Raw genomic sequence first — 12965 nt, 5'->3', positions numbered from 1 at the left:
ATGAACGAAGACAAGAACATCATTGTAGGCTTTGATGCCAAGCGCGTGGTGCGTAATGGAACGGGACTGGGAGCATACGGACGCAACCTTGTGAACGATCTCGCGGCCCTCTATCCGCACATGCAACTGCTGCTTTATGCACCCGATGAGGGCCGAGAAGATTTGGCCAGACAGGTGAAAAGTGCGCAAAACCTGTGCATGGTGTATCCCAAGGGCGCGAAAAACGCACTGCAAAAGGCTGCGTGGAGAAGCCGAGGCGTGGTGAAAGACTTGCTGCGCGACGGCGTAAACGTGTTCCATGGGCTGTCGGGCGAACTGCCAAAGGGCGTAAAAGCCGCAGGTATCGACACCGTCGTCACCATTCACGACCTCATCTTTATGCGTCATCCCGAGTTCTACCACTGGTGGGACGCGCTAATTTACAGGTGGAAGTTCCGCCAAACGCTTAAAGAAGCCCATCGCATTATCGCCATCAGCGAGTGCACGAAGCGAGATATCGTTAAGTTTGGGCATTATCCCGAAGATCGCATCAGCGTGATATACCAAAGCTGCGACACGCGTTTTCGCGAGCTTGCAACGCCCGAGAAGCTACGCGAAGTGAGCGAACGCTACGCCCTTCCATCGCGATTTGTGCTGAATGTGGGCACTATCGAGGTGCGAAAGAATGTGCTGCTGGCTGCCAAAGCGTTGAAAGACGTGCCCAAGGAGGTGCATCTGGTGGTGTTGGGTCGACCCACTCCTTATATTAATAAGGTGAAATCGTGGGTGGCACACAACGGTCTTTCGGCGCGCGTGCATTTCCTGCACAACGTGCCCAACGAAGACCTGCCCGCCATTTATCAGCAAGCCGAGGTGTTTGCCTATCCCTCGCGCTACGAAGGTTTTGGTATTCCCATCATCGAGGCCATACAAAGCGGATTGCCCGTGGTGGCTTGCACGGGGTCGTGCCTTGAAGAGGCGGGTGGCCCGCACAACCTATACGTTGCGCCAAACGACCACAAGGGTATGGCAAAAGCCATCAACGCCAGACTGAAAGGACAAGCGGGGCGCGACGAAGCCATTAGCCAAAGCATGGCATACGTGCAGCGTTTCGAAAACAAGAACGTGGCCGAGCAGGTGGCGCATTGTCTCTTTGGTCGTGAAAAGATGGAATAAGAAAATCGCACGAAGCATGTTTTGCGCAATTGGCAGATAGCATTAAATGGCTGGTTTTATAAACTACCGCTGAACGAATAGCCCCAAGTAAAGGGACAGAAGCACGTGGCGAGGATGTTTTAGAACAAGCCTGATGGACTTATGTGTGTTACACCAACCCCCGATTAATAAAAAAATAAGGCGTCTAAAGAATAAGAACAGGAAGAAGTTAGCATTCTACAAAAGACTGTCAACAGTTTGATTGCAAAGAAACAAATGAAAAAATGTATCATCATCGGTAGCGGACTAGGCGGCCTTTCGTGCGGAGTTATCCTTGCACGAAATGGCTACGAGGTTACCGTACTTGAACAAGAAACACAGCCGGGAGGGTGTTTGCAGAGCTTCGTGCGTAAAGGTGCCAAGTTCGAAACAGGCATGCACTTCATCGGGAGCGCAGAAGAAGGGCAGACGCTACACCCCCTTCTGCGATACTTAGGACTGGAAGACCTACCTCTTAGCAGACTCGACACTCAGGGTTACGATATCGTATCGATGCCCCAAGGGCGTTTCGCCTTCGCCAATGGACACGAAGCCTTCGTGGAAACGCTGGCCGAACGCTTCCCAAAAGAAAAAGACGGACTGAACCGTTACTTGTCGTTGGTGGAGCAATTAACGCTGGCCTCGCCCATCAACGGGCATCATCCCACGGCGAAACAAATGCACCTTAAAACCGAATACCAAATGCGCACCGTAGACGAGGTTATCAACAGCTTCGTGAGCGATCCGCTTTTGCGCCACGTGTTGGTAGGTAACCTACCCCTCTATGCAGGCGAACGCGGACGCACACCCTTCTCTACCCATGCGCTCATCACCAATTTCTACAACCAAAGTGCGTTTCGCGTGGCTGGCGGAAGCGACATCATCGCACAAAAGCTTATCGACGGCATCACGCAAAGGGGCGGAAGGGTGCTCACACGCAAACGTGTTGAGCGCATTATCTGTAACGAGCACAAGGTAACGGGCGTGACAACGGCCGACGGCGAACACTTCGAGGCCGACCTCTTGATAGCTGCCATTCACCCAACACTGGTGATGCAGATGCTAGACGACACCAACCTGATTCGCCCCGCTTTTCGTCAGCGCATGCTTAACTTACCCAACACCACGGGCGTATTTACCATTTACATCAAATTTAAGCCCCAATCCATGCCCTATCGCAACCATAACCTCTACGGTTATGCCACCGACACGCCATGGGATTGCGAACGATATACTCTTGAAGACTGGCCTCGCGGTTTCCTTTATGTGCACCTTTGCGATAAGCCAGCAGCCAATGCCTCGCCCAACAGCCTGCAACAATGGGCCACTTGCGGCGAGATTATGAGCTATATGCGCTACGAAGAGGTGGCCAAATGGGCCGACACGCGCATCATGCACCGAGGTGAAGCATACGAAGCATTTAAGCACGACAGGGCCGAAAGACTTATCAACGCGGTGGAACAGCATGCTCCTGGACTGCGACAGGCCATCGACTGCTACTTCACTTCCACCCCCTTAACTTACCAACAATACACCTCCACCCTGCACGGCAGCATGTATGGCGTGGCCAAAGACGTTAAGCTGGGCTCGGCCTGTCATGTGCCGAGTCGCACGCGCATACCAAACCTGCTCTTTGCAGGGCAAAACGTCAATTCGCACGGCATGCTTGGCACGCTCGTTGGCACGCTCGTAACCTGCGGCGAAGTGCTGGGAGAGAAACTAAAATTATGAACAACAACGACATGATCATCATAGGCGGCGGGCTAGGTGGGCTTACCACGGGCGCGCTTTTGGCCAAAGAAGGCTGGCAAGTAACCGTTTTGGAGAAGAACCACATCGTGGGTGGAGGTCTGCAAAACTTCTCCCGACACGGCATACACTTCGATACGGGCATGCATATCTTGGGCGGATTTCGCCCCGGAAAAACGCTCCACCGCATCTGCCAGCACCTAGGCATCGAGCAAAAGCTTCGTTTGCAGCCCGTAGACAGCCAGTGCATGGACGAGATATACTATGCCTCCGACCGTACCACTTATCGTGTGGCCGAAGGAAAGGAGGGTTTCGTGGAGAGCTTTGCCAAGCATTTCCCACATCAGCGCACACAGCTGCAACGCTATGTAACGGCACTTTACGAGCTGGCCAGCGAGATAGACCTCTTTAACCTGCGACCCACGGGCGACGGAATACCGCAGCATAGCGACCGTTTCCTATGGTCGGCCGACCAGTTTATTGCGCATTACATCGACGATGAACGACTGCGCGACGTGCTGGCCTATATGAATCCCATGTATGGAGGCGTTGCTGGTCATACGCCAGCTTATGTACACGCCCTCATCAGCGTGCTTTATATCGATGGAACCGACCGCTTTGCGGGTGGTTCGCAGCAATTGGCCACCGCCTTGGCAGAGGTTATCGAGAACGCGGGCGGAAAGGTTGTGCCCAATGCAGAGGTGGTTCGCATCGCCGTAGACAACCGAACGGTAACCGCCGTGCAAACCAAAGACGGCCGAACGTTTAGCGCTCCTTATTATATAGCGGCCACACACATGGGCGAAACCCTGCGCATCATCGACAAGGGAGCGTTTACCCCAGCCTATACCAAGCGTTTGAAGGCCGTCGACAACACCTATTCGATATTCAGTATCTTTGTGGAACTGAAGCCGCAAACCTTCCCCTACATCAACCACACTTGCTATTATCAGCACGATTACCACCATGTGTGGCACTTGGCGAACTACGACCGCGAGCAATGGCCATACGGAATGATGTACATGACACCACCTTCGGTACAACAAAACGAATGGGCAACGCATCTCATCGTTAACTGCGTGATGCCCTTTTCGGCTGCGGCGCAATGGGAAGACACCCTTACGGGCAGGCGCGGAAAGGAATATGAGGCGTGGAAAGCATGGCACGAGCAGCGCATCCTTGCCCGAATGGAGGAGGTTAGGCCGGGCTTTGGCCAATGCGTAAAAAGTCTTTGGAGCGCCTCGCCACTAACCGTGCGCGACTATTACAACGCTCCAGCAGGGGCCATATACGGCTTTGCCAAAGACTGCCACAACCCTTTGGCGGCACAGGTGCCCGTGGTAACGAAGGTAACCAACCTTTTGCTTACTGGCCAATGTGTGGGATTGCACGGCATTTGCGGCGTTCCGCTATCGGCCATCACCACTGCCGAGGCACTGGTAGGAAAGAACAGGATAATAGAAAAGTTACAGGCCATTGGCCAATAATACAATACAGCCAACAAAGAAGATTAGAGATGAACATCAGAAAATACATCGTTATGCTGCTGGCCCTTATGGCGTACGTTTGCCATGCCCAGCAACTGAAACCCTTAAAGATATGGAAGGGTACGCCCGAACGTGCCGCCAGCGTAACCCTTACGCCATATATTCCGCAAGGCGCAAGGCCCGATTGCCCAGCCGTCATTGTGTGTCCGGGCGGCAGTTACCATTGGTTGGACACCCGAACCGAAGGCGACGGCGTGGCGCAATGGCTCAACAGCAAGGGCATTGCAGCCTTCGTGCTTCGCTATCGCGTAGCAGGCGTATGGGCATTTGTCACCCATTACCGCCTGTTGGTTCGCGGACGCCGTCAGCCCGACATGCTTCGCGATGTGCAACGCAGTGTGCAACTGGTGCGCGAAGGGGCATCTACGTGGGGCATCAACCCCAACGAAGTGGGCGTTATGGGCTTTTCGGCAGGCGGACATCTTGCCGTGGCCTCGGCTGCCTTTGCCTCTACCAACTACCTGGCACCGCTAGGCATCGAACCCAAGGTAAGCGTTAAGCCCGATTTCGTTGCAGCCCTCTATCCCGTTGTTACGCTTGCCGACGAGCGTTATGTGCATCGCCGTTCGCGAAAAGGCATCTTGGGCGAATGGAAAAAGACCAACAGCAAGCTGAAAGACTCGCTGTCGGTAGAGCGGAAGATACCCTCCGACTGTCCGCCCGTTTTCCTCGTGCACTGCGACGACGACCCCATTGTACACCCAGGCAATAGTGTTTTGCTCGATTCGGCCCTCACTTCAAAAGGTGTTCCACACGAATACATCCGCTATGCAACAGGTGGACACGGATTCGGAGCAAGCGACGTGAAGGGTACGGAACAAAGCAGGCAATGGCGCGATGCCTTTATTAAGTGGCTCAACGGCATCGCCCTACCCTTGGCTAGGCATAACGCGAAAGGCAAGGGGAAGGCCGACGAGAAGTTATAGCATGAGGGGAAGAATGGCGTTTGGCCACCGTGTGCGCCACGTGTAGCAAGAAAACAAGTGCCGAACATCAAGCTATCGAAACCTGCGAAATGTGCTTTCGTAGCCATCTTTACATTGGGCGACATGGGTTTCACTAAGTTGGACTCCTGTTCCATGTAACATGGACTCCTGTTCCAGTTGATATGGAACGCTGTTCCAGACGACATGGAACAGGAGTACATCTTAGCGATAACACCACGAGAGATAAGAAAGTTGAATACAAAACCTAACCTACTGATTTCTTGTTTACTTATTATAAGTGGCTCGTATTTGGTTATGGGCAGCTGAGAGGCATGTTAGATGCGGCGTAATAACGAAAAACTATATCGGTTAGAGTTTGGCCTATTAGGCTGGTAGCTTACGTCAAGCCAACGTTTTGCATCTTTCCCTTACTTTCTTTTCCTTTCTTACGTGTGCCATGAGGTCTATTTTCTCTTTTCTTTTACATACGTTATTCGCTTTTTCCTTTTCTCTTTTCTTTAAGGTTTATTTAACGCTGCAATACTGAAAAACATCATATTTTTGCCTATCTTTGGGGTGTTGGAAAGTGAATAGGTTAGACAAGCGTAGCAAATTTAGCGCATTCTTACGTGCGTTTTATGTTACTTATGTGCCCTAAGACTATGCTTTACAAGCAAGATGTGCCTCACAAATACCGCAAGAGAGTTAGAAATAGATGCCCAACCAAAGGCGAAAGACCATCCAGAAATAGGTCGTGAAACATTAACAACACAAGATAGAGAGAGATGATGGGAGTAAAAAGCCACCCGTTCGTTTAGCTTAGGCATCGCACCTTCTGGTGTTACAAGTTGCAAAAGAATGGTCCACGCCAGGGCAACAGGTACGGATAGGTACACACCTACGGATAAAATACAGACCCGGGAGCTGATCTCCCCAACGCGCTTGGCGTACGACCCGTAGCCGAATAGTGCATTTTCCCTTATTACTTCATGAAGTCCCGCCCGCGAGCCAAGCGCTACACGGGCGGGATTCTTTTATGAAATAGCAAGCGGCGAGGGTCTTCATTAAGGGTGTTTCGCCCATTGTGGCATCCACTTCGAGCAGTGCACGCGGGCATGTTGTTGTGCCCATCACTACGCCTCAATGGCACAGCGCAGTTCCATCACGTGTAAAATAATCGCTCATTTTTTATCCTTTTACCCACCATCATATCAATATTTTATATACCTTTGCTAGGTAGTAAACCTTATTATATAACTAAACCCACCACTTATAATTATGGATGAAGGATTAGGAATTTTCTTTTTCTTGCTCATTGGGGGCATTGTCGTAGCGATAATCGCCTTACGATCTGGCTCAAGCGGTAAGCTTAACGAGCTGATCTTTCAGTTGAGAGTGATGCAAAAGCAGCTTGAAGGTATCGCCGAAACACTTAAAGGTATTCGGGAAGAAAATGCGCTAAGGCAGCAACAAGGTGTTGCTACCGAGGTGGAAGATACCACCGAGGCGAAAAAGAAAGGCTTGGAAACACAACCCGAAGCAGACGAAAACATACCGATTGTAGAGCAAACGACTCAGTCAACAGGCAAAAACGAGTTGACAGAAGACGTGCCAGGCACAGCCGAAGAAGTTGTGGCACTGGGCGAACAGCAACGTGTTGGTAGCGCAGTTACCACCATCGAGGTGCCAGTTCAGCCCATCGACACGCCAACAAGCACAGTAGAAGCCGACGTACAGCATGAGGCGGTTGAGCCACAGCATGTAGAAAACGGCGTGGCTGACGCTGAAACGCCTGCAGAAAACAATGCCAACGCGGTGCAAGACGATGCCGAAAAGCAAGATGACAACACCGAACCGCAAGGTTGCGACGTGGAAGAAGCGCTCGAAAACGAGCCCCAAATGGCTCCACAAGAGCATGAACCCGTTGCCGCGTTTGTACAAGACGAAACGGCGGAAGAGCATGGCGAGGCCGAACAAGAGCAAATTGTGGCTGGCAAAGATTACCTGGAAGCCAAGCACGAGCAGGCCGATGCCAAGCACAACAACACCTCTCCATACGGCGGAAACGCATACGGAATGAACCAAACGGCAGACGATGACAATGAGTCAGGCTTTAACTACGAGAAGTTTATTGGCGAAAACCTCTTCGGTAAGATAGGTATTCTCGTCTTTGTGTTGGGTATTGGCTTCTTCGTTAAATACGCCATCGACCAAAATTGGATAAGTCATATCATGCGAACCGTTCTCAGTTACGCCGTGGGAACAGTCCTTTTGGGCATCGGTTGGAAGCTAAGCAAGCGCTATCGCACATTTAGCTCGCTGTTGGCAGGTGGCGGATGCGCCGTGTATTACGTCACAACAGCCATCGCCTACCACTATTATCAGCTGTTTTCGCAGCCCCTTGGCTTCGGCGTCATGGTGTTTGTAACGCTCTTTATGGCATGGATATCCCATCATTACGACCGTCGCGAGCTGGCCGTAACGGCCCTCGTGGGTGGTTTCCTCGCACCTTTCCTAGTGGGGACAGAGACCCCCAACTTCCTATTCCTATATGTATATATGGCCATTCTCAACCTGGGCAGCCTCTATCTTTCATGGAGCAACCGCTGGAACGAACTGCCCTTGATTAGCACTGGGGCAACATTCCTCGTGCTGTTGATAGCCATGTACGGCGATTTTGTAGATCCTTACGCCCTGCATGTCACATTCTACGGCCTGTTCTGGCTTATCGCCACGATGAGTTTCTTCGCGTTCTTGCGGCGCGGAATGACCGATATATTTACGGGCTTACACATTGGCGCAATGATATTGAGCAGCGTATTTACCATTATTCTTGTTTCATCCCTGGGAGAATATGGCAACTACGATAGTGCCGTCACGGCTCTGGTGATGGGTCTTGTTTATATTGCCCTGCACCTATGGTTACGCCAATCCGAACAACGTAACGGTGTAACGCAAAGCGTTTTGTTGGCTTTGGGCTTGGCTTACCTTTCCATATCGTTGCCATTGTTCTTCTCTGGCGCAGTGCTCACCATCTGTTTTGCTGCCGAAATGGTGCTTCTGCTTTGGCTCTACTGCCGACTCGAGATGCGTATTTACGGCATTGCGGCTATCCTTGCACTGATAATTAACACGCTTAGCTTAATTGCGACATTGTATGGAAGGCTCGATTTCATGTACGACGTTGATGTTCAGAACTTCAATTTCATAGCAGAAATCTTCCGCGGCCTTTGTTTCTTGGCCTTCGCCCGCATCATGGACCGCAACCAAGAACGTGTTAGGGACCTGTATGTTCCATGGAATCTCGTTATCTATATTATAGGTATTGCAGCCCTTTACTGCGCCATCGACATGGAAATGGATCTATCCCTCGACTCGTCCCTTTACAATGCGGGCATCACCTTGTTGCGTACCACCGCGCTGCTAGCCATTGCCTTGGGCTTCGGTCGTCGTTTCCCGGCTGGCAAATTCATCCCGCTTTACATGGCATACATGGCTCTGGGCCTATTCTTCATTGTTTCCGATGTCTTCATTTATGGCGACTTCGTCAGTCCCACGTGGGCAATCATCCTGCAATGGTTGGGCATCGGCTGTACCATAGCCATCTACGCCTACTCGGGTAAGTGCTATTACAAGCAGACCAAACAAGCTGCGGTCTACTTCACGGTATTCCTTAACCTCGCCTCTACCGTGCTTTGGGTATGCATGGTGCGTGCACTGCTCATCCAAATAGGTATCGAACAGTTCAGTGCAGCCTTCTCGCTGGCCTTAGCAGCTGTGGGAACGGTGCAGATGACCTTAGGAATGCGCTTGCCAAACAAGACCATGCGCCTGCTTAGCATTGGCACCTTCATCTTTATTATCGCTAAGTTGGCCCTCTACGATGTATGGCGCATGCCAGCCATTGGTCGTATCGTGGTGTTCATTATCCTTGGCGCACTGCTCCTAACGCTATCTTTCTTGTACCAAAAACTGAAAGATACGCTCAACCTTGGCGCAGAAGACGAGGACCCGAAACCCCTTGATAGCGAGCCAACGCAGAGCAATGACGAGGCACAAGACCTCTCCGAATAGAGTAAACCTATTGCATGATAGATATTATCTGTTTGAAGCTGTCGATAATGTTCATAACTTTGCAATCGTAAATAAATAAACAACAAATGTTTTTAACCAACTTATTATTAACGATTATGAGTATAACAATGCCGACACTTCCATACGCAAATAACGCATTGGAACCTGTTATCAGCGAGCAAACGATAGATTTCCACTACGGAAAGCATCTTCAAAACTACGTAAACACCCTGAACACGCTTATCCAAGGCACTGAATTCGAGGGCAAGAGCGTAGAAGACATCGTGAAGGCAGCACCCGACGGTCCTATCTTCAATAATGCCGGACAGACGCTTAACCACATTTTCTACTTCTTGCAGTTTAAGTCGCCCGTTAAGGGTAACGAGCCTACGGGCAAGATTGCAGAAGCTTTGGTACGCGATTTCGGTAGCGTTGAGAACTTCAAGAAAGAGTTCGCACAAGCTGGTGCAACGCTTTTCGGCTCGGGTTGGGCATGGCTCTCACAAGACAAGAACGGCAAATTGGTTATCACCAAGGAACCTAACGCAGGCAATCCACTACGTCATGGCAACAACCCCATTTTGGGAATAGACGTTTGGGAACACGCTTACTATCTGGATTACCAGAACCGTCGCGTTGACCACTTGGCCGCTTTGTGGGACATTATCGACTGGAACGTGGTTGAAAGTCGCCTTAAATAAGCTGCGACAACTACGCATCCGCACTTCAAATAGATTTCCAAAACAACATTAAAACAAAATCAAATCACACTTGTCGGCCGTCGTTGGGGCGCGCTCATGCAACGTTTTCGTTACGCCAAATCAGTGATGCCAAGCTTGCTTGTGCATAACCAAGGCGAGAAATGCAAATGGCCCGCACGGAGCTTTTAGCGAAGTGGAAAGACCAAACGTACTTTTCGAAGAACGAAAAAAGAACAAGAACGCGCACCAACGTCACCGACGACAAAACAACTTATATTTATTATGCAATCAATTATCAATTCTATGCTGCCCGAATTTAAGGTGCAGGCTTTTCAAAATGGCGAGTTCAGAACCGTATCTAGCGAAGATGTAAAAGGCAAATGGGCCGTTTTCTTCTTCTATCCAGCAGACTTCACCTTCGTTTGTCCTACCGAATTGGTTGACTTGGCAGAGAAATACGAAGAGCTGAAGAAAATGGGTGTTGAGGTTTATTCGGTTAGCTGCGACACGCATTTTGTACACAAGGCATGGCACGACGCATCAGACAGCATCAAGAAGATCAACTATACCATGCTGGCCGACCCTCTCGGCGTGCTGGCTAAAGGCTTCGGCGTGTTCATCGAAGAAGAAGGCATGTCTTATCGTGGTACCTTTGTGGTTAACCCCGAAGGCAAAATCAAGATCGCTGAGATACAAGACAACAGCGTAGGCCGTAACGCCGAAGAGCTGGTTCGCAAGGTTGCAGCCGCTCAATTCGTAGCTTCTCACCCCGGTGAGGTTTGTCCCGCCAAGTGGAAGCAAGGCGCCGAGACGCTGAAACCCAGCATCGACCTCGTTGGTAAGCTGTAATCCGAACCACATTTAGGTATTTGACGATAGTAAACAAATCCCTATATATTTTCCCGTTGTCCCCATATCTCCTCGCTTGTAGGGGATGGGGGCAACTCATCTAAGTGCTTTTCTAAAAGGCATACCTATCATTTTTTAGAATATTAGTAGAGTTATAAAAGGCAGCAATGCCACCTAAAAGCGGAAATGCACTAGGATATCAGGATGCATGAAAGCCCTAAAAAGCCTAGAAAAACAAGCGTTTCCCATCACACAGACTCCTTAAAGAAAGCCCAAGACAATGCTCGACACCTCGATACTCAAACAAGTTAGCGACGTATTCGCTGGCTTAGAAAACGACTATACCCTTGATGTTCGCACCGACGCATCACGCGCCGAAGCAGCAGAACTTAAAGCGTTTGTCAACGATTTTGTGTCTACCTCGACACATCTGTCGGCCAATTTCACCGACACCAACGACGCCCAGCTGTCGTTCTCGCTACTTAAAGGCGGACAACCAGTAGGCATCACCTTCCGCGGAATTCCCAACGGACACGAGTTCACCTCACTTCTCTTGGCCATTCTTAATGCCGACGGGAAAGGAAAAAACCTACCCGACGAGGCCATTAGCAGGCGAATTGCAAACCTCAAGGGCGACATAAAGCTACAAACATACGTGTCGTTGACGTGCACTAACTGCCCCGACGTGGTGCAGGCACTCAACATCATGGCATTGACAAACAGCAGGGTGAGCAGCGAAATGATTGACGGAGCCCTCTTCCAAGATGAAGTGGCGCGATTAAACATACAGGCTGTGCCCGCTGTTTATGCCAATGGAGAATTGCTGCACATAGGTCGTGGCGACCTTGGAGAACTTCTTGGCAAACTCGAAGACATGTTCGGAAGCGAAGACGACAACAATGCCGAACCCGTTGAAAGACAATTCGACCTCGTTGTTATCGGCGGAGGACCTGCTGGAGCTGCTGCCGCTATCTACTCGGCACGAAAAGGCTTGAAGGTAGCAGTGGTTGCCGGTCGCATCGGAGGTCAGGTTAAAGACACCGTTGGCATTGAAAACCTGGTGTCGGTACCCCAAACCACGGGTGCGCAACTGGCCGACGACCTGCGCTCACATATCGGTCACTACCCCGTTGAGATATTCGAGAACCGCAAGTTGGATAGCGTCGACTTCTCGCAATCACCCAAACGCGTGTACGCCAAGGGTGGAGAAGTGTTCGTTGCGCCTGCAGTTGTGGTGGCCACAGGTGCCAGCTGGCGACGTCTGAATGTAGACGATGAAGCCAAATACATGGGTAAGGGCGTGCATTTCTGCCCCCATTGCGATGGTCCTTTCTATAAAGGTAAGAACGTGGCCGTGGTTGGCGGTGGCAATTCGGGTATCGAAGCGGCCATCGACCTTGCAGGAATTTGCAAACACGTTACGGTACTTGAATTTGCCGACACCCTGCGTGCCGACACCGTTTTGCAAGAAAAGGCGGCATCGATGCCCAACATCGAGATATTCAAGTCGTCGCAAACGACCCGCGTTTTGGGTGATGGCAACCACGTAACGGCCATCCGCGTGAAAGATCGTACCAACGAAGAGGAGCGCGAAATAGCCCTCGATGGTGTCTTCGTGCAGATTGGTTTAGCAGCCAACACCGAGCATTTCCGCGACGCGCTGCCACTGAACGAAAGGCGCGAGATAGAAGTTGACGCCACTTGTCGCACCAGCATACCAGGCGTTTACGCTGCTGGCGACTGCACCAACGTGCCTTACAAGCAGATTGTTATCGCTATGGGCGAGGGCGCAAAGGCTGCTCTCTCGGCATTCGACGATAGAATTAGAGGCCTTATCTAAAAAAGAAGAAAGGCTGAAAAGGTAAAAAATAAAGTGTTGAAAAGGTGAAAAAGTAAAATGATGCTTTGCCAACTACAACGCTTCTTTCAAGAAGCGAGGCAACATC

Annotated in this window: 8 protein-coding genes; all 8 read left to right on the top strand. The window is 50.7% G+C overall.

Annotated elements, in window-relative coordinates:
- The 8 genes from F453_RS0105350 to ahpF all read left to right on the top strand — a co-directional run bounded on the left by F453_RS0105350 (position 1) and on the right by ahpF (position 12859).
- The gene (locus F453_RS0105350; protein WP_018967095.1) at positions 1-1155 is read left to right on the top strand and encodes a glycosyltransferase family 4 protein; all 1155 of its coding nucleotides are present in this window, start codon (positions 1-3) and stop codon (positions 1153-1155) included.
- Between the two features lie 255 nt (positions 1156-1410).
- A complete protein-coding gene (locus tag F453_RS0105345; RefSeq protein ID WP_018967094.1) occupies positions 1411-2904 on the top strand; it encodes a phytoene desaturase family protein in 1494 nt (497 codons plus the stop codon).
- The gene (locus F453_RS0105340; protein WP_018967093.1) at positions 2901-4409 is read left to right on the top strand and encodes a phytoene desaturase family protein; all 1509 of its coding nucleotides are present in this window, start codon (positions 2901-2903) and stop codon (positions 4407-4409) included. Before F453_RS0105345 ends, F453_RS0105340 begins: the two co-directional genes overlap by 4 nt.
- A 29-nt stretch (positions 4410-4438) precedes the next feature.
- Positions 4439-5395, top strand: a complete 957-nt coding sequence (locus tag F453_RS0105335) for an alpha/beta hydrolase (protein WP_018967092.1) — start codon at positions 4439-4441, stop codon at positions 5393-5395.
- Between the two features lie 1278 nt (positions 5396-6673).
- The gene (locus F453_RS0105330; RefSeq protein ID WP_018967091.1) at positions 6674-9469 is read left to right on the top strand and encodes a DUF2339 domain-containing protein; all 2796 of its coding nucleotides are present in this window, start codon (positions 6674-6676) and stop codon (positions 9467-9469) included.
- An 86-nt stretch (positions 9470-9555) separates the two neighbouring features.
- The gene (locus F453_RS0105325; RefSeq protein WP_009236885.1) at positions 9556-10170 is read left to right on the top strand and encodes a superoxide dismutase; all 615 of its coding nucleotides are present in this window, start codon (positions 9556-9558) and stop codon (positions 10168-10170) included.
- Between the two features lie 282 nt (positions 10171-10452).
- On the top strand, positions 10453-11019 hold the full coding sequence (gene ahpC, locus F453_RS0105315; protein WP_009236887.1) for an alkyl hydroperoxide reductase subunit C: 567 nt from the start codon (positions 10453-10455) through the stop codon (positions 11017-11019).
- A gap of 280 nt (positions 11020-11299) precedes the next feature.
- On the top strand, positions 11300-12859 hold the full coding sequence (gene ahpF, locus F453_RS0105310; RefSeq protein ID WP_018967087.1) for an alkyl hydroperoxide reductase subunit F: 1560 nt from the start codon (positions 11300-11302) through the stop codon (positions 12857-12859).
- Positions 12860-12965 lie beyond the last annotated feature (106 nt).

Origin of the sequence: Hoylesella loescheii DSM 19665 = JCM 12249 = ATCC 15930 (assembly GCF_000378085.1) — a bacterium.
Classification (GTDB): domain Bacteria; phylum Bacteroidota; class Bacteroidia; order Bacteroidales; family Bacteroidaceae; genus Prevotella; species Prevotella loescheii.
This window is presented reverse-complemented; position numbering and strand designations above follow the sequence as displayed.

Bases quoted from the DNA above. Each gene is read 5' to 3' on its own strand.
- F453_RS0105350 (WP_018967095.1), top strand. From the start codon at position 1: ATGAACGAAGACAAGAACATCATTGTAGGCTTTGATGCCAAGCGCGTG.
- F453_RS0105345 (WP_018967094.1), top strand. From the start codon at position 1,411: ATGAAAAAATGTATCATCATCGGTAGCGGACTAGGCGGCCTTTCGTGC.
- F453_RS0105330 (WP_018967091.1), top strand. From the start codon at position 6,674: ATGGATGAAGGATTAGGAATTTTCTTTTTCTTGCTCATTGGGGGCATT.
- F453_RS0105340 (WP_018967093.1), top strand. From the start codon at position 2,901: ATGAACAACAACGACATGATCATCATAGGCGGCGGGCTAGGTGGGCTT.
- F453_RS0105325 (WP_009236885.1), top strand. From the start codon at position 9,556: ATGTTTTTAACCAACTTATTATTAACGATTATGAGTATAACAATGCCG.
- ahpF (WP_018967087.1), top strand. From the start codon at position 11,300: ATGCTCGACACCTCGATACTCAAACAAGTTAGCGACGTATTCGCTGGC.
- F453_RS0105335 (WP_018967092.1), top strand. From the start codon at position 4,439: ATGAACATCAGAAAATACATCGTTATGCTGCTGGCCCTTATGGCGTAC.
- ahpC (WP_009236887.1), top strand. From the start codon at position 10,453: ATGCAATCAATTATCAATTCTATGCTGCCCGAATTTAAGGTGCAGGCT.